The sequence below is a fragment of the Tianweitania populi genome (genome assembly GCF_014652875.1).
GTDB lineage: Bacteria > Pseudomonadota > Alphaproteobacteria > Rhizobiales > Rhizobiaceae > Tianweitania > Tianweitania populi.
On record NZ_BMZQ01000001.1, the window covers coordinates 1,215,504 to 1,237,191 of the forward strand.

General features: G+C 62.6%; 20 protein-coding genes. 13 read left to right on the plus strand and 7 right to left on the minus strand.

Annotation, left to right across the window (positions count from 1 at the left end; all coding sequences use genetic code 11):
• Nucleotides 1-44: 44 nt before the first annotated feature.
• Nucleotides 45-3,692, minus strand: a complete 3,648-nt coding sequence (putA, locus tag IE166_RS06015) for a bifunctional proline dehydrogenase/L-glutamate gamma-semialdehyde dehydrogenase PutA (RefSeq protein WP_189502494.1) — start codon at nt 3,690-3,692, stop codon at nt 45-47.
• 136 nt (nt 3,693-3,828) lie between these two features.
• Here putA and IE166_RS06020 point away from each other — a divergent pair, with 136 nt between their 5' ends.
• The gene (locus IE166_RS06020) at nt 3,829-4,278 is read left to right on the plus strand and encodes an Lrp/AsnC family transcriptional regulator (protein ID WP_189502495.1); all 450 of its coding nucleotides are present in this window, start codon (nt 3,829-3,831) and stop codon (nt 4,276-4,278) included.
• Nucleotides 4,279-4,282: 4 nt separating this feature from the next.
• On the opposite strand, the gene IE166_RS06025 is transcribed toward IE166_RS06020, so the two are convergent.
• The 4 genes from IE166_RS06025 to IE166_RS06040 all read right to left on the minus strand — a co-directional run bounded on the left by IE166_RS06025 (nt 4,283) and on the right by IE166_RS06040 (nt 7,870).
• A complete protein-coding gene (locus IE166_RS06025) occupies nt 4,283-5,053 on the minus strand; it encodes a sel1 repeat family protein (protein WP_189503329.1) in 771 nt (256 codons plus the stop codon).
• Nucleotides 5,025-6,482, minus strand: coding sequence for an NAD-dependent succinate-semialdehyde dehydrogenase (locus IE166_RS06030; RefSeq protein WP_189502497.1), 1,458 nt, complete (start codon nt 6,480-6,482; stop codon nt 5,025-5,027). The genes IE166_RS06025 and IE166_RS06030 overlap by 29 nt, the downstream gene beginning before the upstream one ends.
• 63 nt (nt 6,483-6,545) lie before the next feature.
• On the minus strand, nt 6,546-7,496 hold the full coding sequence (locus IE166_RS06035; protein ID WP_189502499.1) for an AEC family transporter: 951 nt from the start codon (nt 7,494-7,496) through the stop codon (nt 6,546-6,548).
• A gap of 116 nt (nt 7,497-7,612) precedes the next feature.
• Nucleotides 7,613-7,870, minus strand: a complete 258-nt coding sequence (locus tag IE166_RS06040) for a DUF2171 domain-containing protein (protein ID WP_189502501.1) — start codon at nt 7,868-7,870, stop codon at nt 7,613-7,615.
• Between the two features lie 164 nt (nt 7,871-8,034).
• Between IE166_RS06040 and IE166_RS06045 the strand changes: the two genes are divergently transcribed.
• From IE166_RS06045 to IE166_RS06075, 7 genes are all read left to right on the plus strand, one after another.
• Nucleotides 8,035-8,604 (plus strand): histidine phosphatase family protein, encoded by a 570-nt coding sequence (locus IE166_RS06045; RefSeq protein ID WP_189502503.1) that lies wholly within the window; start codon nt 8,035-8,037, stop codon nt 8,602-8,604.
• A gap of 76 nt (nt 8,605-8,680) precedes the next feature.
• The gene (locus IE166_RS06050) at nt 8,681-9,157 is read left to right on the plus strand and encodes a pyridoxamine 5'-phosphate oxidase family protein (protein ID WP_189502505.1); all 477 of its coding nucleotides are present in this window, start codon (nt 8,681-8,683) and stop codon (nt 9,155-9,157) included.
• 218 nt (nt 9,158-9,375) lie between these two features.
• Entirely contained in the window at nt 9,376-9,660 is a 285-nt protein-coding gene (locus tag IE166_RS06055; protein ID WP_385964687.1) for an acyl carrier protein, read from the plus strand.
• 19 nt (nt 9,661-9,679) lie between these two features.
• Nucleotides 9,680-10,846, plus strand: coding sequence for a beta-ketoacyl-ACP synthase (locus IE166_RS06060; protein ID WP_189502507.1), 1,167 nt, complete (start codon nt 9,680-9,682; stop codon nt 10,844-10,846).
• A 46-nt stretch (nt 10,847-10,892) separates the two neighbouring features.
• Nucleotides 10,893-12,161, plus strand: a complete 1,269-nt coding sequence (locus IE166_RS06065; RefSeq protein ID WP_189502508.1) for a beta-ketoacyl-ACP synthase — start codon at nt 10,893-10,895, stop codon at nt 12,159-12,161.
• Complete coding sequence (locus tag IE166_RS06070; RefSeq protein WP_189502510.1) at nt 12,161-13,186, plus strand: zinc-binding dehydrogenase; 1,026 nt, start codon at nt 12,161-12,163, stop codon at nt 13,184-13,186. Before IE166_RS06065 ends, IE166_RS06070 begins: the two co-directional genes overlap by 1 nt.
• Nucleotides 13,186-14,154 (plus strand): lipid A biosynthesis lauroyl acyltransferase, encoded by a 969-nt coding sequence (locus IE166_RS06075; protein WP_189502512.1) that lies wholly within the window; start codon nt 13,186-13,188, stop codon nt 14,152-14,154. The genes IE166_RS06070 and IE166_RS06075 overlap by 1 nt, the downstream gene beginning before the upstream one ends.
• A 3-nt stretch (nt 14,155-14,157) precedes the next feature.
• On the opposite strand, the gene IE166_RS06080 is transcribed toward IE166_RS06075, so the two are convergent.
• Nucleotides 14,158-14,586, minus strand: coding sequence for a L,D-transpeptidase (locus IE166_RS06080; RefSeq protein ID WP_189502514.1), 429 nt, complete (start codon nt 14,584-14,586; stop codon nt 14,158-14,160).
• Between the two features lie 138 nt (nt 14,587-14,724).
• On the opposite strand from IE166_RS06080, the gene IE166_RS06085 reads away from it, so the two are divergent.
• The 5 genes from IE166_RS06085 (at nt 14,725) to IE166_RS20620 (ending at nt 21,249) form a co-directional block, all read left to right on the plus strand.
• Entirely contained in the window at nt 14,725-16,002 is a 1,278-nt protein-coding gene (locus IE166_RS06085) for an acetylornithine deacetylase/succinyl-diaminopimelate desuccinylase family protein (protein ID WP_189502516.1), read from the plus strand.
• An 88-nt stretch (nt 16,003-16,090) separates the two neighbouring features.
• Nucleotides 16,091-17,572 carry an ABC transporter substrate-binding protein gene (locus tag IE166_RS06090; RefSeq protein WP_189502518.1) on the plus strand — a complete coding sequence of 494 codons (1,482 nt, stop codon included), beginning with the start codon at nt 16,091-16,093 and terminating at the stop codon, nt 17,570-17,572.
• Between the two features lie 52 nt (nt 17,573-17,624).
• Nucleotides 17,625-18,572, plus strand: a complete 948-nt coding sequence (locus IE166_RS06095; RefSeq protein WP_189502520.1) for an ABC transporter permease — start codon at nt 17,625-17,627, stop codon at nt 18,570-18,572.
• The gene (locus IE166_RS06100) at nt 18,569-19,438 is read left to right on the plus strand and encodes an ABC transporter permease (protein WP_189502523.1); all 870 of its coding nucleotides are present in this window, start codon (nt 18,569-18,571) and stop codon (nt 19,436-19,438) included. Before IE166_RS06095 ends, IE166_RS06100 begins: the two co-directional genes overlap by 4 nt.
• Nucleotides 19,435-21,249 carry an ABC transporter ATP-binding protein gene (locus IE166_RS20620; protein WP_189502525.1) on the plus strand — a complete coding sequence of 605 codons (1,815 nt, stop codon included), beginning with the start codon at nt 19,435-19,437 and terminating at the stop codon, nt 21,247-21,249. The genes IE166_RS06100 and IE166_RS20620 overlap by 4 nt, the downstream gene beginning before the upstream one ends.
• Here IE166_RS20620 and IE166_RS06110 read toward each other — a convergent pair.
• Nucleotides 21,233-21,664 carry a tellurite resistance TerB family protein gene (locus tag IE166_RS06110; RefSeq protein ID WP_189502527.1) on the minus strand — a complete coding sequence of 144 codons (432 nt, stop codon included), beginning with the start codon at nt 21,662-21,664 and terminating at the stop codon, nt 21,233-21,235. The genes IE166_RS20620 and IE166_RS06110 overlap by 17 nt on opposite strands.
• Nucleotides 21,665-21,688: the final 24 nt, after the last annotated feature.

The window sequence follows — 21,688 nt, forward strand, 5'->3', positions numbered from 1 at the left end:
TATGCAGGCTATAGCGCCCGATGTTTCAACCGGGCCAAGGCATCTTAAAGCCCGCTGGAAGCCCCGCTGAAACCCGTCCCGCCTTCCGACGACCCGGCAAGCAGGCTGGCATTGCCGCCGGCCGCCGTCGTGTCCACGCACACAGCGCGTTCATGCGCATAGGCCGTCGGGTTGAACACTTCCGAGATCACCGGGATGATCGCACCTGATCGGCGGGCAAGACCCTGCCGAAGCGCCCGCAACGCCTCCCCGGCACCCGCAAAGGCCACGGCATCCACGTTGAGCGCAGCCAGATCGTCCGCATTGACCTGACCATCCACCGCCTGCAGCGGCAGCTCCTTGCCGATCAGCCCTGACAGCAGACGCGGTGCGCCATTGGCAACCGCTAGCACGCTGTTGCCGGCAGCCAGCGCCTGAACCACCTGCGCCATCAGCGTGTCCGCATCCGGTCCAAGGCAAAGCACCCGACCACGCGGATAAAGCTGCAGCGTGTTGCCCTCACCCGTCGGCCCCAGCAGATCGACCGGACCATATTCGGTCGAAGCCGCAACGCTCATCGCCGCCCGCGCCTTGCCGCGCAGAACCTTGCGCAGCGCCGCGATGCGATCATGACGCGCAGCCCAGCCGGACTTCACGGCATCCGCGAACTGATCGTTGCGCACCCGCACGCTCGTCCCGGCCGGCGCACCGACAACCGTCAAAGCGCGCTTACGGAAACGGTGCAGATAGTTCGGCCCGCCGGCCTTCGGCCCGGTGCCCGACAGCCCCTCGCCGCCAAACGGTTGCGAGCCGACCACGGCACCGATCTGGTTGCGGTTCACATAGATGTTGCCGACATGAACCGTGTCGATCATCTCCTGCACGCGACCGTCGATGCGCGTATGCAGGCCGAAGGTCAGGCCATAGCCGCGCGCATTGATGTCGGCGACAACCTTGTCCAGCTGCTCGGCTTCAAACGTCGCGATATGCAGGATCGGCCCGAAAATCTCACGCTCGAGATCGGCGATCCCCTTCACCCGGATGATATGCGGCGCAACGAACGTCCCTTGCGCCGGAGCATCGAGCTTGGCGATCAGCCTGCCCTGCCGGTCCATGTCGGCTGCATAGGCGCGAATACCAGACTGCGCCTCCGCATCGATCACCGGGCCCACATCGGTCGACAACTGCCAGGGATCGCCCATGTTCAGCGATGCCATCGCGCCGCTCAGCATCTCCACCACTTTCGCTTCCACATCCTTCTGAACGTAAAGGATGCGCAGCGCCGAGCAGCGCTGCCCCGCGCTCTGGAAGGCTGACGCTAGCGCATCGCGCACGGCCTGTTCCGGCAGCGCGGTGGAATCCACGATCATCGCGTTGAGCCCGCCAGTCTCCGCGATCAGCATCGCGTCAGGCGCCGCCGTCTGCGCCAACTGCTTCTCGATGATCCGCGCCACTTCCGTCGATCCCGTGAAGCAGACGCCCGCCAGATCCGGATGCGCCGTCAGCGGCGCGCCGACGCTCCCGCCATCGCCCGGCAGAAGATGCAGCACCTCCGTCGGCACACCCGCTTCATGCAGCATTTCCACGGCTCGCATCGCGATCAAAGGCGTCTGCTCGGCCGGCTTGGCAACAACCGCGTTGCCCGTCACGAGTGCTGCCGCAATCTGTCCCGTGAAGATCGCCAGCGGGAAGTTCCACGGCGAGATACAGGCGATCACGCCCCGCGCTTCGCTGCCGCTTTCGGCATGCGCCGCTTCCGCCGCATAATAATGCAGGAAGTCCACGGCCTCGCGCACTTCCGCCAGCCCGTCCGCCAGCGTCTTGCCGGCTTCGCGACTGGCCAGCGCGAAGAACTCGGCGGCATTGGCTTCATAAAGCTCAGCCGCGCGCGTCAAAACGGCGGCCCGATCCGCCACAGGACGCTGTGCCCAAGCCGGTTGCGCTTCCACCGCGATCGCCATCGCGTTGCCAACCAGCTCCGCGGCCGCTTCTTCAACGAAGCCGACGACATCATCCGGCCGCGCCGGATTGATCAGCGGCCGCCGCTTGGTTTCGCCGCTCGCCGGCGTCAGCGGCCGAGCTTCCCACTGCTTGGCCGCAAACGGCGCACGCTGCCTTTCCAACTCCGCGATCACAAGCGGATCGGTCAGGTCGATGCCCTTCGAGTTGGCCCGCAAACCCGTGAAGATGCTGTCCGGCGCCGGGATCGCCGGGTTCGGCCCCATGCCTTCCTGCGCCACCACGTCGAACGGATCGCGCGCGATGGTCTCCGGCGACACCTCTTCGTTGACGATCTGGTGCACGAAGGACGAGTTCGCGCCGTTTTCCAGCAAACGCCTTACCAGATAGGCCAAGAGATCCTGATGCGCACCGACTGGCGCATAGATGCGGCAGCGCGTGCCTTCCTGTTTGCGCACGGCCTCGTGCAGCACCTCGCCCATGCCATGCAGGCGCTGGAACTCGAACGAAGTGCGGTCCCCCGCCATGGCCAGGATCGCCGCCACCGTATGCGCATTATGCGTCGCGAACTGCGGATAAACGCGGTCCGTCATGCCGAGCAGCTTGCGGGCATTTGCGATATAGGAAACGTCGGTGTGCACCTTGCGCGTGAACACCGGATAGCCTGGCAGACCCAGCATCTGCGCGCGCTTGACCTCGGTATCCCAATAAGCGCCCTTCACCAGCCGGATCATGATCGAGCGGTCATATTTCTCCGCTAGGGCATACAGCCAGTCGATGGCAAACCCCGCGCGCGGCCCATAGGCCTGCACCACGATGCCGAAGCCGTTCCAGCCAGCCAGTTCCGGCTCGGCCAACACGCGCTCGATGATATCCAGCGAAAGATCCAGCCGGTCCGCTTCTTCCGCGTCGATGTTGAGCCCCATGCGAGCATGCCGCGCGGCAAGGCAAAGCGACAGCAGGCGCTCTGCCATCGCCGGCACAGCGACCTCGCGCTGCGCAAACTCATAGCGCGGATAAAGCGCCGAGAGCTTCACCGAAATACCCTGGTTGCGGCGAACATCCGTGCCGGTAGTGCCGCTGTCCAGCGACGAGATCGCATCGGCATAGGCCTTGGCGTAACGTTGCGCATCGGCTTCCGTGCGCGCCGCTTCGCCCAGCATGTCGAAGGAATACAAATAGCCCTTGGCGGTCATCCCCTTGCCGCGCTTGACCGCTTCGTCGATCGTGCGGCCGAGCACGAACTGCTCGCCCATCTCGCGCATCGCGGCCGAAACCGCGCGGCGGATCACCGGCTCGCCCAGGCGTCGCACCATGCCGCGCAGCGTGCGCTCCACGCCCGCTTCGCCTTCATCCAGCACCTTGCCGGTCAGCATCAGCGCCCAGGTCGAGGCGTTCACGAAGATCGACGCCGATTCGCCCGAATGCGCCGACCAGTCATGCGGCGCGATCTTGTCGCGGATCAAATCGTCCATGGTTTCCGAATCCGGCACGCGCAGCAGCGCCTCGGCCAGACACATCAGCGCCACGCCTTCCTTGGTGGAAAGGCCGTATTCCGCCAAAAACGCTTCCATCCGGCCGGTCTCGCTGGACTCGCGCACCGAGCGAACCAGCCGCGCCGCATGGGCGGAAATCTCGGCGCGAGCGCCCGAGTCGAGATTGGCGCTCTGCACCAGCGAAGCCACAACCTCCGCCTCGTCGGGCAGGATGTGACGGCGCATATTTTCACGGATCACGGCAAGCGGTTCAGACATCGTGCGGGCCTCGAAAAGGGGAACCGCCACATACCACGTCGCGTGAGCGGCGAGTGAGACCAAAGAGCATGGCAAGGCATTGCGTTTGGCTCTATATCGAAGCCCTAAACAGATCGATCGACCTGCGGAAAGGCTCATGACGGACGAACTGGATCGCCTCGACCGCAACATCATCACGGCGCTCAGCCGCGATGGCCGTCTTTCCATGGCCGATCTCGCCGAAAAGGTCGGTCTGTCCAAGACCCCGGTGCAGGCCCGCGTGCGCCGCCTGGAGCGCGACGGCTACATCAAGGGCTACCAGGCCGTGGTCGACCGCGAAAAGATGGGCGAAGGCCACATCGCCTTCGTTCAGGTCAAACTCGCCGACACCACCTCGAAGGCGCTCGACGCCTTCAACAAGGCCGTGCTGGAGGTCCGCGAGATCGAGCAATGCCACATGATGGCGGCGAGCTTCGATTACCTCCTGAAAGTCCGCACCACCGACATCGCCGCCTATCGCCGCGCGCTCGGCGAAAAGATCGCCGCCCTGCCCTATGTCGCGCAGACCTCGACCTTCGTGGTCATGGAGTCGGTCAAGGACCGCTGAGCGCCTAGTCGGCACCATCCGGCGTATTCAGCCTTTCCAGTTCCATGCGCGCGTAATCGCAGGCCACGAAATCCGGGCTGATGGCGCAGGACTTTTCGAAGGCAGCTCTCGCCTTGGCTGTGTCGACAGCAACCGCTTCACCGGACGTATATTGCCAGCCAAGCATCGTGCAGCCCCAGGCATCGCCTGCATCGCACGTCACCTCGAATGAGCGAAACACGCAGGACGGCGCTTGATCCACCTTGGCAAGGAACGGTTCGTCGTCAGTCGTTCCCCTCAGGATGCCCGCCGCGCGGTTGGTGCAGCCGCCATCGCTGCCGGCCGCGCAAGCCTGCGCGAACAGTGCCTGGGAATAGCGGCTCAGCGCTTTCGGCGCGTTTTGCTGGTGAATATAGGCCAGCTGGAAACACGCATCTTCATTGCCGTCGTCGAAGCAGCCCTTCAGGCATGCTGCGGGGTCGGCTTCGCATTCCCCGACAGTATAGTCGCGTGTCAGGTCCCACCGGGAAAACAGGGTCTGATCCTGCTGGAACAGATCAGCGGGACAAGCCTGCCTGCGCATCCACAGGTCTGCACGCCGATCGAGATCGTGCTGTAGCGCCTCGAACTGCTTTCCGTCCTGCTTGGCCTGCTCCTTGTCATCCCCAGCCAGCGAAGGAACGGTGATCGCCACGGTCACAAGAACCGCGGCACCGAAAACTTTCCAAATCTCGATCCGGCTCATCCGGTAGCAGCCAGTGCCGCCACTAAAGCCCAAGCCCGCCGATGCTGACATATTTCGTGTCGAGATAGTCCTCGATGCCCTGATGCCCGCCTTCGCGGCCGAGACCGGACTCCTTCATGCCGCCGAACGGCGCTTCCGGCGTGGTGATGATGCCTTCGTTGACGCCGACCATGCCGTATTTCAGCCCTTCCATGACCCGGAAGGCGCGGCCGAGATCGCCGGTGTAGAAATAGGCGGCAAGGCCATATTCCGTGTCGTTGGCGAGGTCGACCGCTTCTTCCTCGCTTTCGAACTTGAACACGGGCGCCACCGGTCCGAAAATTTCTTCCTTCATGAAGCGCATCACCGGCGAGGCGTTCGAGATCACGGTCGGCTCGTAGAAGGAGCCGCCCAGCGCGTGGCGCTTGCCGCCGGTCACGATCGTGCCGCCCTTCTCTTTGGCGTCGGCCACCAGTTCCTCGACCTTCTCGACGGCTTTTTCGTCGATCAGCGGCCCCTGCTGCACGCCGGCTTCCGAGCCGTCGCCGATCTTCAGCTTGGCGGCAGCCGCCGAAAACTTCTCGACAAACGCATCATAGATGCCGGCCTGCACGAAAAAGCGGTTTGTGCAGATGCAGGTCTGGCCGGAATTGCGATACTTCGCGGCAATCGCGCCTTCCACGGCGCGTTCCAGATTGGCGTCGTCGAAAACCAGGAACGGCGCATTGCCGCCAAGCTCCATCGAAACCTTCTTCACGGTCGAGGCCGCCTTGGCGATCAGGATCTTGCCGACTTCGGTGGAGCCGGTGAAGGTGATCTTCTTGACCAGCGGATGCTCGCACAACTCGTCGCCGATCTCGCTTGCAGCACCGGTCACCACATTGACCGCGCCCTTCGGGAAGCCGACTTCCTCGCACAGCGCGCCCCAGGCCAGACCCGAATAAGGCGTCTGCGAAGCCGGCTTCACCACCGCCGTACAGCCGGCTGCCAGCGCCGGGCCGATCTTGCGCGCCAGCATGGAAGACGGAAAATTCCAGGGCGTGATCGCGGCAATCACGCCGGTCGGTTCTTTGGTCACCAGAATGCGACGGTCTGCCCAGGGCGACGGCACGACATCGCCGTAGGTGCGGCGTGCTTCTTCGGCAAACCACAGCACGTAGGCAGCGGACGCACCCACCTCGCCCTTGGCTTCCGCCAGCGACTTGCCCTGCTCGAGCGTCAGAAGTTCGGCCAGCGAATCCTGATTGTCCATGATCGCGTCATGCAGCTTGCGCAGAAGCTTGGAGCGCTCCAGTGCGGAGGTCTTGCGGTAGGACAGGAAGGTCTGGTTCGCGGCCTCGATCGCGCGCTTCGTCTCGGCACGACCGGATTTCGGCACGATGCCGATCTTGAGGCCCGTCGCCGGATTGATCACGTCGATCGTCGCGCCCGAGTCGGCCTGCACCCACTCGCCGCCGATCAGGTTCGCTTCTTTCATGAACTGGCTGTATTTCTGCAGCATCGCTCTGTCTCCTGCTGGGTCCTGAAAGGACGGGGATCTCGGTTATCTCTGCTCGAAATCAGTTTAGGTGAAAACGTGCTCCGCCACAAAGAGCCAGAACACGGTGGTCACTACGGCAAAGGCGGTCGACATGGTCATCGTGTTGGATGTCAGCGCCTGTCCAGTGCCAAAGCGCGTTGCGATCAGATAGGGGTTGATGCCGCTGGGGATGGCCGCGGCAAGCACCGCCACCTTGGCAGAAAGCGGCGGCATGCCGAGCAGGAGTGCGATCACCAGCGCGGCGGCCGGCATCAGGAAAAGCTTGAAGCCGACAAGGCAAAGCACTGGACCGAGATGACTGCCGATACCGAAGCGCCGCAGCGACAGGCCCATCGCGAACAGCGCCACCGGCACGGCCGCATTGGCAAAAGCATCCACGAAGCGCATTACGAAAGACGGGATCGGCACGCCGGAAAAGCGCCAGATCAGGCCCGCCAGAATGCCGATCACGATGGCGTTCGACAGCAGCTTGCGGCCAAAATCGAGGAGAACCGTTGCCATCCCCGGCCGATGCAGATCCTTCGGCCGCATCAATTCGAACAGCAGGATAGACAGGCCCATCATGATCGGCAGGTGAATCGAGATGATCAGCGACAGCGTCGTGAAGCCTTGCTGACCATAGACTCCGAGGCTGAGCGGAATGCCGAGCATCAGCAGGTTGGAAAAGCCGGAAGCCAAACCACCGGTCATCGCCGTGCGATCATCCCTTCCAAAGGCGCGCTTAAGCGTGAAGAAGGCGACGCCCCAGGCGATGAATACCGACGAGAAGTACGTGATCCACAAGGCCCAAGGCGTATCGCCGCCGAAGGTCGCTGTGGCAACCGTCCTGAACAGCAGCATGGGCAGACCCACGCCAACCGCAAAATGCGTCAGCGCTTCACCCACATCGAGTTTCAGGAAGCCTGTCAGCGCAGCCAGATAGCCAAGCGCCACCAGGCCGAACACGAACAGGATGGTTTCGATCAACGCATGCATGTGGGCTCGATAGGCCCGCCGGCAGCCGCGAGCAACACGGCTTTCGTCTCAGAAAGAAAAAGCCGGGCACCATGGCCCGGCTGTTCGGTCTTTCGCAGGTAGTGCGAGAAAGTCGGTCAGGCCGACTTGCCGCTTTCTTCTTCCTCGAAGGTCACTGCGACATCGGCATTGGCCGACAAGCGAACCTTATCGCCTTCCACATCGGCAACGAGGCCGAGCGAGATGTAGTGGTGATGGCCTTCGTGACGGCCTTCGCCGCTGTCCTTCTTGGTCAGCTTGATGCGGTCGCCTTCGACCTTGTCCACCGTGCCGACGTGAACGCCGTCTGCGCCGATAACTTCGGCATGTTCCTTGATGTTGCTGGCAATAGACATATCAGCATCCCTTTCGATCTACGGATTGGTTTTGCGGGTTAGGAACGCAGTTCGCTCAGGAAAGATGCATCCAACCTGTCACCGAAAGCGACAACGCAGCGTTCACCTGACACCACCTTGCCGGTTGATTTGGCTTTCGGGTCGCGGATCGCTATTTCACATCCATGATCCGCATCGCCACCCTGCTGCTTTCCCTTCTTCTCAGCCCGCTCGTTCTTGTTGTTGCTCCAGCCAGTGCCACGGAAGCCGGCTGGGCTCTGCTGCGCGAAGGTGGGCACGTCGTTCTCCTGCGCCACGGTTATGCCGCAGGCACAACCGACTCACCCAAGATTGACCTCGATGACTGCCGCACCCAGCGCGGCCTGTCGGATCGCGGCAAGCAGCAGGCGCGCCGCATCGGCTCTCTGTTCGCGGCCCGTGCCGAACCGGTGGAGCAAGTTTATACGAGCCGCTTCTGCCGCACCCGCGAAACCGCCGATCTCGCTTTCGGCTCGAGCCTCGTCAAAGACCTACCCGCTCTTGATCCTGCTTCCGATCCGGCTGCAGCGGAAACCGCCAGGAGCGAGATCTTCGCGCTGGTGGAAGGCTTCACCGGTTCCGGCAATCTGGTGCTCGTCACCCATGATGACGTCATACGCTCCCTGACGGGAGCCGGCGCGCGAGAAGGCGAAGCGGTCATCGTCAAGCGCAACCCCGAAGGCCTCCACATCGCCGGACGTATCATCTTCAACTAAGCCGCTTCAAAGAAGCTCGGAACCTTCCCGGCCTGCTAAGCATTCACCGCCCGACCCCGAAACCGGAGACGATACCGTGAAAGACAAGCAAGAATTCTGGAAGATGCTGTCCAGCTTCAAGGTCGCGATGCTGACGACCCACGACGGTCAGGACATCCGCTCGCGTCCGATGGCGCCTCATTTCGACGAGAACGAGCACGTCGTCCGCTTCCTGTCGAACGCCGATGCCCCGAAGACCGACGAGATTGACGAAGAGCGTCACATCAACCTGACCTTCGCCAACGAAAGCACCAACGACTTTGCGTCGCTTTCCGGCACCGCTACTCAGAGCCAGGATCGCGCGATGATCAAGGAACTCTGGAATGCCTATGCCGACGCTTGGTTCGATGGCGATGCGGAAACGGCCGATGTGGTCGTCATCACGTTCCGCCCGAGCGAGGGCCAGTATTGGGATGCAACCGGCAGCTCGATCCTGCATGCTTTTGAGGTCGTCCGGACGAAGGTGACCGGCGGCAAGCCGAATGTTGGCGAGAGCGGCAAGATCACGTTCTGACACTCCGTAAATGACCGAAAAAGGCGGGCTTTTGCCCGCCTTTTTCTTGATTTTACGGCGTGATATTCCGGTTTTCTGGTGCATTTTTCCGGTTTTGCTCCGTCATTTCCCGGCTTCTACCGGGCCTCGACAGGGCAAAGGCCCTTCCCCTTCCCGGCAAAACGATTTAGGAACCGCGGCCAAAATCTCATTTAATGACGCCATCAAGGGAATTGCCCGTGTCCTCCACCACCTTCGACAAGGTCGCCGACATCATCGCTGAAACCAGCGAGATCGATCGCGAAACCATCACCCCGGAAAGCCACACGATCGACGATCTCGGCATCGACAGCCTTGATTTCCTTGATATCGTCTTCGCCGTCGACAAGGAATTCGGCATCAAGGTGCCGCTCGAGAAGTGGACGCAGGACGTCAACGAGGGCCGCGCTTCGACCGACGAGTACTTCGTCATGAAGAACCTGTGCGCCAAGATCGACGCCCTCGTCGCCGCAAAAGCTGCCTGATAACAGGCACTTACCTCGAATGAGCGCACGCGACGTCGTTATCACCGGGATCGGGCTCGTGTCTTCGCTGGGCGAAGGCACGGAGCAGCATTGGCAGCAGCTGACGCTTGATCAGCCCAAGCCCATCCTCGATCGCGACCGCTTCGCGCCATACACGATCCATCCTCTGCCGCAGCTCGACTGGGGTCTTCAGATCCCCAAGCGCTCCGACCAGCGGCAGATGGAAACTTGGCAGCGCCTCGGCACCTATGCCGCCGGCCTCGCCCTCGACGATGCCGGCATCAAGGGCGATGAAGCGCTCTGCGCGACGATGGACCTGATCGTCGCAGCCGGCGGTGGCGAGCGCGATGTCGAGGTCGACACCTCGATCCTCGAGCAGTCGCAGACCTCGTCGGATACCGGCGTGCTCCTCAACGAGCGCCTGACGACCGACCTTCGCCCGACCCTTTTCCTGGCGCAGCTGTCCAACCTGCTGGCCGGAAATATCTCGATCGTTCATAAGGTTACCGGCTCTTCCCGCACCTTCATGGGAGAAGAAGGCGCAGGCGTTTCGGCGATCGAGACCGCGGCAGCACGCATTCGCGCCGGTCAATCAACTCACGCTCTCGTGGGTGCTGCCTTTCAGACCGAACATCCCGACATGCTGCTTGGCTACGAGCTCGGCGGCTACTTAAACCGCGGCGACTGGGCTTCCGTTTGGGATCGCTCCGGCGCGCAAGGTGGCGGCATCGTCAGCGGTTCGGGTGGGGCCTTCCTTGTTCTGGAATCGCGCGAGCATGCCCAAGCACGCGGCCGCAAGATCTATGCAACACTCGGACGCGTCGCGGCAGCTGGTGCAGCACCGGACGAGGCGCAGATTGCTCATATGCTGGCCGAACTCGACCTGTCCGGCCCACATCTGGCGATTTCCGGCGCAACGGGCGTCGAGGCCATCACCCGTGCCGAACGTTCGGCGCTGGACAAGGCCGGCCTGATCGCACGCGGTTTCACCAACCTGACCGGCCACCTCAAGGAAGCGCAATTTCCGTTTGCGGTGGCGCTGGCAGCGCTGGCCGTATCGCATGGCGCAGCACCTTCCCCGACCGAGCCCAGCGAAGCGCCTTTCTCGGGCACGCTGGACATGGCGGTTGCCACCAGCTTCGGTTATCGTCGCTATGGCGGCGTTGCGGCTCTCGGCCGCGCCTGAGCCTCGACCTCACGGCGAGGCCCCTACCTGACGGCAAGGAACCACCATGACGAGCACCGTGGATCATCTTGGCAGGCCCATCGTGGCCGTCACCGGCCTGGGCGTCGTGACCTCGCTCGGCGTCGGCAAGGCCGACAACTGGGCGGCGCTGACCGCCGGCAAGTCCGGCATCCATCCGATCACCCGCTTCCCGACCGATCACCTGCGCACCACCATTTCCGGCATGGTCGACTTCCTGCCGTCGAGCGGCAAGGGCAACTCGGCGCTGACCGAGGAACTCGCGGCGACCGCAGCCGAAGAGGCCATCGCACAGGCAGGCCTCGGCAAGGATTTCGGCGGCCCGCTGTTTCTCGCCTCCCCGCCAATCGAGATGGAGTGGCCGGATCGTTTCGCGCTCTACAAGGGCGACGAAACGGAAGAAGGCTACGCCCGGCTCTTGTCCGTCGCACGCGCCCGCAACGATCGCTCGCTGTTTGAAAGCTCGCAGTTCGGCCACATCGCCGACGCCCTGTCAGCCCGCTTCGGCACGCGCGGTCTGCCTATCACGCTGTCGACTGCCTGCGCTTCCGGCGCCACGGCAATTCAGCTTGGCGTCGAAGCCATTCGCCGGGGCGAGAGCGACCGTGCGTTGGCAATCGGCGCCGATGGTTCGGCGTCTGCCGAAGCGCTGATCCGCTTCTCGCTTCTGTCGGCCTTGTCCACCCACAATGATGCGCCGGAAAAGGCATCCCGGCCTTTCTCTAGAGATCGCGACGGCTTCGTGCTGGCCGAAGGCGGTGCGGCACTTGTTCTCGAATCGCTGGAAAGCGCAAGGGCGCGCGGCGCCAAGGTGCTCGGCATCCTGCAAGGTTGCGGTGAGCGCGCCGATGATTTCCACCGCACCCGCTCTAAGCCTGACGCTTCGCCGGCTATTGCAGCGGTGAAGGCTGCGCTTGAAGACGCTGGCCTCGGCATCGACGGCATTGATTATGTGAACGCTCACGGCACTTCGACGCCGGAAAACGACAAGATGGAGCATCTGTCGTTGTCCACCGTGTTCGGCGAGCGCATCAAGTCGATTCCGGTTTCCTCCAACAAGTCGATGATCGGCCATACGCTGTCGGCGGCCGGTGCGGTCGAGGCGGTGTTCTCCTTCCTCACCATGCAGGAAGGCGTGCTGCCGCCCACCATCAATTACGACCAGCCGGACCCGGCGATCGACCTCGATGTCGTGCCGAACGTCAAGCGCAATGCGGATGTGGGCGCGATCCTGTCGAACTCCTTCGGCTTCGGCGGCCAGAACGCCTGCCTCGCACTGGCACGGGAGCCAAACTGATGCGCGCCTTACAACTGATCGAAGATCGCCGGCTTGAAACCGTCGATCTTCCGGAACCCGGCGCGCCTGAGCTTGGCGAAGTCACGGTGGCGATCAAGGCCGTCGCGCTCAACCATATCGACGTATGGGGCTGGCGCGGCATGGCTTTTGCCAAGCGCAAGATGCCGCTGGTGATTGGCGCGGAAGCGTCAGGCGTTGTGGAGACGGTTGGTCCCGGCGTGTCGAACCTGCGACCGGGTGAGTTGGTCTCGATCTATGGCGCGCGCATTTGCGGCCGCTGCAAGAACTGCGTCGAGAAGCGCGACAATCTCTGCGAGCATGTACAGGGCGTGCATGGCTTCCACCTCGACGGCTTTGCGCAAGAGCGCATCAATCTGCCGGCCCGCCTCCTCGTCCCCGCCCCTCCCGGCGTGTCGGATGTGGCGGCAGCGCTGGCACCGGTGACCTTCGGTACGGTCGAGCACATGCTGTTCGACAATGCCAAGCTTCAGCCCGGTGAAACGATCCTCGTTCATGCCGGCGGCTCCGGCATCGGCACGGCCGCGATCCAGCTTGCCAAGAAGATGGGCTGCACGGTCATCACCACCGTTGGCTCGGACGCTAAGATCGAACCGGCCAAGGCGCTGGGTGCCGATCATGTCATCAACTATCGCGAAGACCGCTTCGAAGGCGTGGTGCGCAAGCTCACCAAGAAGCGCGGCGTGGATGTCGTGTTCGAGCATGTCGGCGCAGACACGTTTGCCGGCTCCATGCTTTCTATGAAGAAGGGCGGCCGCCTCGTGACTTGCGGCTCCACGTCCGGCGTCTCGACGCAGATTAACCTGATGCAGTTGTTCCAGCAGCAGCTGAAGCTGCTCGGCTCCTTCGGTTGCCGTATGGAAAACATGGCCAACGCCATGCAGAAGATGGCGCAGGGTCTCGTTCATCCGGTGATCGACACCGAAGTCACCTTCGACGACATCGACACGGCGCTGAAGCGCATGGAAGGCCGCGACGTATTCGGCAAGATCATCCTGCGGGTGTGATGCGGGTCTTCATCGCCGCCCTCAGGAATCGCTTCGAGCTTTTCCAATACTGGATCGTCGCGCAGATCGTCTTCGGCGTCATGGCGCTTTTGCGGCTTGCGCCACCGGATGCGGCGCTCAATTTCGCTGACAAGGTTGCGCGCACGTTCGGGCCGCTGACCGGTCGCCACAAGGTCGCCGTCGACAATCTCAGCCAGGCCTACCCCGAGAAATCGGCTGAAGAGCATGACGCGATCGCCCGGGATATGTGGGGCAATATGGGTCGGCTGGCGGCCGAATACGTGTTTCTCGACAGGCTGTTCGACTTCAACCCAGCCACGAACGGCGAAAACCGCGTCGAGATCAACAAGGCCGGCGAGCCGATCTTCCATCGGCTGCGCGACGAGCAAAAGCCGCGCCTGTTCTTCACCGGCCATCTCGGCAACTTCGAGTTCCTCCCGATCGTGGCGGCGACCTTCGACCTGCAGATGACGTCGATGTTTCGGCCGCCCAACAATCCCTATTTCGCAAATTATGTTCTGCGCCGCCGCTCCGGCGCGATGGGTTCGCTGCTGGCATCGCGCCGCGGCGTCGCGTTCAGCGTCGCGCGCATTTTGGAAAATAGCGGCAATGTCGGCGTTCTCGTCGACCAGCACTTCATGCAGGGTGTGCCGACCACCTTCTTTGGCCGCGCCTGCGAAAGCAGCCCACTGGTGGCCAAGCTGACGCGCAACTATGAGTGCGACGTGCACCCCGCGCGCTGCATCCGACTGCCCGGTAATCGCTACCGTCTGGAGATCCAGGAAGCACTGACGCTGCCGCGTGATGCCAAGGGCCGGGTCGATGTGAACGGCACCACGCAGCTCCTCAACGATATCGTCGAGGGTTGGGTGCGCGAAGATCCCGGCCAGTGGATGTGGTTCCACAAGCGCTGGAAGATCAGCAAGCGCAAGAAGAAGAAAACGGGCGCGCCGGTCACGCCCGCTTGAAGCTCAGTTCGCGACGATGATGCGCGTGTTGCCGGGTCCGACCTCGCGAACCAGATCATAGAACGCCTTGGCATTGCTGGTCGCCAGCCGCACGCAGCCATGCGATGCCGGGCGTCCAAGCCGGCTTACCGCCGTGGTGCCATGCACCGCCCAGCCGCGATCATAGAACACGGCATAAGGCATCGGCGCATCATCATACTTGCGCGACTTCCACAGCTGGTGAATCCGGTAAGGACGCCAGGTGCCGAGCGGCGTGTCGTAGCCTTTGCGGGCCGTCGACACCTTCCAGGTATAGAGCACCTTGCCTTGCCGGCTCACCGTCATCACCTGCTTGGCGACATCGACATGCGCCACCACCGTCGCCGCATGGGCCAGGCTTGGCGCTGCCACCAGCATGCCAAGAACCGCCAGCCCTGCCCAGATCTTCGCCATCTCGCCCTCCAAATTCCCGTTGATGACGATGGTAGATGCAGGAACTGAATCCCGGGTGAATCATCAGGGTATACCCAGCCTGTTGATCGACTGCGGACTGGCTTGCCAGATCATCCGGACGCTGATGATATCGCGGATATGACTGACAAGCTTCTCCGCGCCATCGACGACCGCGTCGATGAGCTCACTGCCCTCACCCAGGACCTCGTCCGCTTTCCGACGATCAATCCGCCCGGCGAGGCCTACACGCCTTGTGCCGAATATATCGGCGAGCGGCTAAAGGCCGGCGGCTTCCAGGTTGAATATGTGCGCGGTGAAGGCACGCCGGGCGACAATGATCGTTATCCCCGCACCAATGTCGTTGCGCGCTTTGAGGGCAAGCGGCCGGGCAAGGTTGTTCATTTCAATTCGCATATAGACGTGGTGGAAGCCGGCGAAGGCTGGACGGTCGATCCGTTCGCGGGCGTGGTGAAGGACGGTCGCGTCTATGGTCGTGGCACCTGCGACATGAAGGGCGGGTTGGCGGCTTCCATCATCGCGGCCGAAGTCTTCATCGCCGAGAACCCAGACTTTGCGGGCGCCATCGAGATTTCCGGCACCGTGGATGAAGAATCAGGCGGCTATGGCGGCGTCGCCTACCTTGCGGGCAAGGGCTACTTCTCGGCGCCGCGCGTCGACCATGTCATCATCCCGGAGCCCCTGAACAAGGACCGCATCTGCTTAGGCCATCGCGGCGTTTGGTGGGCGGAGATCGAGACCAAGGGGCATATCGCGCATGGCTCAATGCCGTTCCTGGGCGACTCGGCCGTGCGCCATATGGGCGCGCTGCTCCAGGCGTTTGAAGACGAGCTGTTTCCCGCGCTCGACAAGAAGCAGACGGAGATGCCGGTGGTGCCGGAAGGCGCGCGGCGCTCCACGATGAACATCAACTCCATCCATGGCGGCCAGACCGAGGATTTCCGCCCCGGCCTGCCCTCGCCCACTGTGCCGGACACTTGTCGTCTCGTGATCGACCGCCGCTTCCTGCTGGAAGAAGACTTGGACGCCGTGAAGAGCGAGGTCACCACGATCCTCGACCGGCTGAAGTCGGACCGGCCGAAATTCGATTACACGATCCGCGACCTCATGGAGGTGAAGCCCACCATGACCGAGCGCGACGCGCCGGTGGTGCGGGCGGTGGCGGAAGGCATTCACGCGATCTTCGACCGCGCGCCGGACTACGTCATCTCACCCGGCACCTACGACCAGAAGCACATCGCGCGCATCGGCCACATCTATGACTGTATCGCGTACGGGCCGGGCATCCTAGACTTGGCGCATCAGCCCGACGAGTGGGTCGGCATAGAAGACATGGTGCAATCGGCCAAGGTCATGGCGCTGGCGCTGCGGCGGCTCTTGGCGGGTGGGGAAATCTGACAGCACCGGCCTGTATGGCGAGAATGCCGATTTACTCAGGCGCGCTTTCACGCTTCAATCACCAGCCTGACCCTGCGGAGTTTTTTCGATGACCAAGTGGACGTCCGTTCTGGCTGCAACAATGCTCGTGCTGGCATCCGGCACTTGCGCCTTTGCCGCCCGCACCGATCTCGTGCTTGGCATGGTGCTGGAGCCACCGCATCTCGATCCGACGGCGGGTGCAGCGGCTGCGATCGACGAGGTGGTTTACACCAACGTGTTCGAGGGGCTGACCAAGATCGGGCCGACTGGCGAGGTTCTGCCCGGTCTGGCGGAAAGCTGGGAGATCTCCCAGGACGGAAAGACCTATACGTTCAAGCTCCATACGGGCGTAAAATTCCACGACGGCACGGAGTTCAACGCCGACGACGTGAAGTTCTCGCTGGAGCGGGCGATCGCGCCGGATACGGTGAACGCGCAGAAGGCGCTGTTTGCCAAGATCGACACGATCGAGGTCGTCGATCCCGCCACGGTGAAGATCACGCTGAAGCAGCCGCAGGGCGGTTTCCTGTATAATCTCGGCTGGGGCGATGCGGTGATCGTGGGTTCCGAAAGTGTCGCGACCAACAAGGAAAAGCCTGTTGGGACCGGCCCGTTCCGCTTCCAGAACTGGGCGCGTGGCTCGTCGATTACGCTGGTCAAGAACCCTGATTATTGGGGCGAACCGGTTTCGCTGGACAAGGCCGAGTTTCGCATCATTCCGGATGCGGCAGCCGCTATTCCTGCCTTGCTCTCAGGCGATGTCCAGGCGTTCCCGAGCGCGCCGGTGGCTGAGGCGCTCGACCAGATCAAGGCGGATGCGCGGTTGAAGGTCGTCATCGGCTCGACCGAGGGCGAGACGATCCTGTCGATGAACAACAAGAAGGCGCCGTTCGACAACAAACTGGTGCGGCAGGCGATTTCCTATGCGCTGAACCGCGAGGAGATCAATGCCGGTGCGATCAACGGGCTCGGCACGCCGATCGGCTCGCATTTCGCGCCGCATAATCCGGCTTATGTCGATCTCATCGGCACCTATCCGCATGATCTGGAAAAGGCCAAGGCGCTGCTGGCGGAAGCTGGGCTTGCCAACGGCTTTTCCGCCACGATCAAGCTGCCGCCGCCGCCTTATGCGCGTCAGGGCGGCGAGGTGATCGCAGCCGAGCTTGCGCAGATCGGCATCAATCTCGAGATCATCCCGCTGGAATGGGCGCAGTGGCTGGAGCAGGTGTTTACTGGCAAGGATTTCGACCTGACAGTTATCAGCCATGTCGAACCGAACGATATCGATATTTATTCGCGGCCGGACTATTACATCGGCTACCAAAATCCCGCGTTCAACAAGGTCATTCAGGAGCTCGACGCAACGGCGGACGAGGCCAAGCGCAAGGACCTTTACGGCCAGGCGCAGAAGATCCTGGCCGATGATGCGCCGGTCGGCTTCCTGTTCCAGCTGCCAAAGGTCGGCGTATGGGATGCCAAGCTGGAAGGCCTGTGGGAAAACACGCCGATCCCTGCCAACGACCTGACCAAGGTAAAGTGGACGGAGTGAGCGAGCTGGAGCAGCAGGGCAAGCAATCCGGCCAACCGGCGGTCCTGCACGCATGACCGCTTACATCCTGAACCGCGTTCTGATCGGTCTGGCGACGCTGCTGCTCGCGTCGATCGTGGTGTTCGGCGTCATGGAAGTTCTTCCGGGCGATCCTGCGCAGTTGATGTTGGGCATGAGCGGCAGCCCTGAAGCCCTCGCCAATTTGCGGGCGCAGATGGGTCTCGATGAGCCGATTGTCTGGCGCTATCTGCACTGGATCGGCGGATTGTTGACCGGCGACTTCGGACGCTCCTACACCTATTCCTCGCCGGTGGCCGACCTTATCCGCGAGCGGCTGGCTGTGTCCCTGCCGCTTGCCCTGATGTCTCTCCTGCTTTCGACCTTCATCGCCCTTCCCGTCGGTATCTTTGCCGCTGCGCGACGCGGTCGTTTGCCGGACACGTTGTCGATGGGCACGGCGCAGCTCGGCGTCGCCGTACCGAACTTCTGGTTCGCGCTGCTTCTGATCTATGCCTTCGCCGTTTGGCTGAAATGGCTGCCTGCCGGCGGCTTTCCAGGCTGGAATGGCGGCATCTGGAACGGCATCAAGTCGCTGATCCTGCCGTCGATCGCGCTGGCTCTGCCGCAAGCCGCGATTCTTGCCCGCGTCACACGTTCGGCGTTGCTTGATGTGCTCGGCGAAGATTACATCCGCACTGCGCGCGCCAAGGGTCTGCCGCGCGGACGCGTGTTGCGCCGTCATGCGCTGCGCAATGCGATGATCCCGGTGTTGACCATCCTCGGCCTTCAATTCGCGTTTCTGCTGGCCGGCACGATCATCATCGAGAACGTGTTCTATCTGCCCGGCCTCGGTCGGCTGATCTTCCAGGCGATCACCCAGCGCGATTTGATCGTGGTGGAAGGCGTGGTCATGCTGCTGGTGGCGTCCGTGATCGTCGTGAACATCATGGTCGACCTTGCTTATGCCGTGGTCGATCCACGGTTGCGGGAGGCGGCATGAGCGCCCTTCCGGCCGAAACAGTGCCGCCGAGCCAGAGCTTCCTTCGCCTGGCGCTCGGCAACCGCTCCTTCGTAATCGGCGCCGTCATTACATTGATCATCGCCGGCATGGCGCTGCTGTCTTATGTCTGGACGCCGTACTCGGCGACCGAATTGTCCGTGCTGAACAAGATGAAGGGCGTTTCGGCGGAGCACTGGTTCGGCACGGATCATTTCGGCCGCGATATCCTGTCGATGATCATGGTTGGCGCGCGCGCTTCCATTGCTGTCGCGATCCTTGCAGTCGGCATCGGCATCGTGATTGGCGTGCCACTTGGCTGTTATGCGGCAGCGACCGGCGGTTGGGTGGACGAAGTTCTGATGCGCGTCAACGACCTTGTTTTCGCCTTTCCGGCGTTGCTGTCGGCTATCATGATCACCGCGATTTTCGGTCCGGGTGCCACCAACGCGATCATCGCGATCGGCATCTTCAACATTCCGGTTTTTGCCCGGGTGGCGCGTGCAGGGGCGCTGTCGATCTGGCCGCGCGAGTTCATTCTGGCCGCGCGCGCGTCAGGCAAAGGCAAGGTGCTGATTACGATCGAGCATATTCTGCCCAACATCGTCAGCCTGCTTTTGGTTCAGGGCACGATCCAGTTCGCGCTCGGGATACTGGCCGAAGCCGGCCTGTCCTATCTCGGGCTCGGCACGCAGCCGCCGATGCCGTCCTGGGGCCGAATGCTGTTCGATGCGCAAACCCGCATGATGGCAGCACCGCATTTGGCGATCTTCCCCGGCCTCGCCATCGTGGTCACCGTTCTCGGCCTCAACCTGCTCGGCGATGGCGCGCGCGACATCCTCGATCCCCGGCTGAGGCGTGTCCGTTGAGCCTGCTGGAAATCGAAAAGCTGACCCTGTCGATCGGCAACTTCCCGATCCTGAGGGGTATCGACCTCCAGCTTGAGAAGGGCGAGGTGATGGGGGTCGTGGGCGAGTCCGGTTCCGGCAAGTCCATGACCGCGCTGACCCTGATGCAGCTTCTGCCGCATGGTGCTCAGACCGGTGGGCGCATCACCTTCGATGGCAAGGACATCCTTCATGCCACCGAAGCCGAGATGCTGGCGCTGCGCGGCGATGATATCGGCATGGTGTTCCAAGAGCCGATGACGGCGCTGAACCCGGTGAAGACGATCGGCGAACAGGTGGCGGAAGGCATCCGCTGGCACACCAAAGCGAGCCGCGCTGATGCCGAAAGCCGCGCAGCCGCGATGCTCGACCGCGTCGGCCTGCCGCAGTCCAAGTTCCCGCTGACGCGCTATCCGCACCAGCTATCCGGCGGCCAGCGCCAGCGTGTGGTGATCGCAATTGCCTGCGCGCTGAAACCGAAGCTGCTGGTGGCGGATGAGCCAACCACGGCGCTCGACGTCGTGCTGCAGAAGCAGATCCTCGACCTTCTTCGCGATCTGGTCGACGAACGAGACATGGGGCTGCTGCTGATCAGCCATGATCTGGCTGTCGTCGCCGAGATGGCCGACCACATCACGATCATGCGCCACGGCGAGGTGATTGAGAGCGGTGAAACGTCGGCGGTGCTGACGGCGAAGGCGCATCCTTATACGGCGCAGCTTGCGGAGGCGTCTGCGCATGTGCCCAGCAACCGGCGCAGCATACCCCCCTCTGCCCTGCCGGGCATCTCCCCCTCAAGGGGGGACATAGGACCTTCATCGAACGTCCAGCGCCCCCTTGGAGCACAGAGCCATCAGGAGCACATCAAACAGACGTCCCCTGTAAGAACAGCAGCGGTACAGTCGCCTTTCTCCCTCCATGAGGGGGAGATGCCCGGCAGGGCAGAGGGGGGTGTCACCTTGCCGCCTCTCCTCACCGTCCAGTCCGTCACCCGCGACTATGCCGGGCGGCGAACTGGTCTGTTCTCGCGCGAGAAACCGTTTCGCGCCGTTGATGATGTGTCCTTCACCGTGCATCCCGGTCAGTCCGTTGCCCTTGTCGGGCGGTCCGGTTGTGGCAAGTCAACGTTGGCGCGGATGATCCTGGCGCTCGATCGCCCCTCTTCCGGCTCGATCACCTTCGATGGCCACCGGCTGGAAACAAGCAAAGACCGTGACCTTCGTGACGCTCGCCGCAACATGCAGGTCGTTTTCCAAGACCCCTACGGCTCCTTCAATCCGCGCCACCGCGTAGAGCGACTGGTGGCCGAGCCGCTGCACCTTCTGCAAACCAAACCGTCGCGGGAAGAACGCCGGGCGCTGGTGTCAAAGGCTCTGGATGATGTCGGCCTCAAACCCGCCGACATGAACAAATATCCGCATGAATTCTCAGGCGGCCAACGCCAGCGCCTCTCGATCGCACGCGCCGTCATCACCCGCCCCAAGCTGATCGTGGCCGACGAGCCGGTTTCAGCGCTCGACGTGTCGATCCGCGCGCAGGTGCTGGATCTTTTCGCTGAGCTGAATGAACGGCTCGGCGTCGCATACCTCTTCATCACACATGATCTGACGGTGGCGCGGGCCATCACCGACGAAGTTATGGTCATGCATGACGGCCGGATCGTCGAGCGCGGGGAAACTCATGCGATCCTCGACCATCCGCAATCCGACGCGGCCAAAGCTTTGGTGGCGGCCGCGCCAGATTTGGATAGGGCGCTCGCTGCCAGAGCTGCCCGTATCAACGCGGCGTGCTGAGGATCTCGGACGGCTCGATCTCGAGTAATTTCAGTGCGCGTGCCAGCAGCTGAACTTCCTGTTTTCCAAGCGCCCGGTCGGCTTTGGCGATAGCCACCATGTTGCGCGCCAGAAGTTGCTTCCGGTCATGATCGAGGCGGCGGAACACTGCCAGGGATTGGGCAATCGTGGTCTCGTAGCCATAGGTCCGCAGATAATCGACGACATCGTCCAGATCGGCTTCGTCGATGCCGAAGGACTCCTTGCAGATCCGGCGAAGTGTATCGAGTTCGGCTTCGGAGATCTCGCCATCGGCCAGGATCATGCGGAAAAGCAGCAGCAGTTCAGCCGTCAGGACGGGATCTTCCGCAACGCGCTCGACGGCTGTTTGACCGTTGAAGACGGACATCAGTTTATTGATAAGCCCCTGCGGCATGGTTTGCTCCAATCCCCATTATTC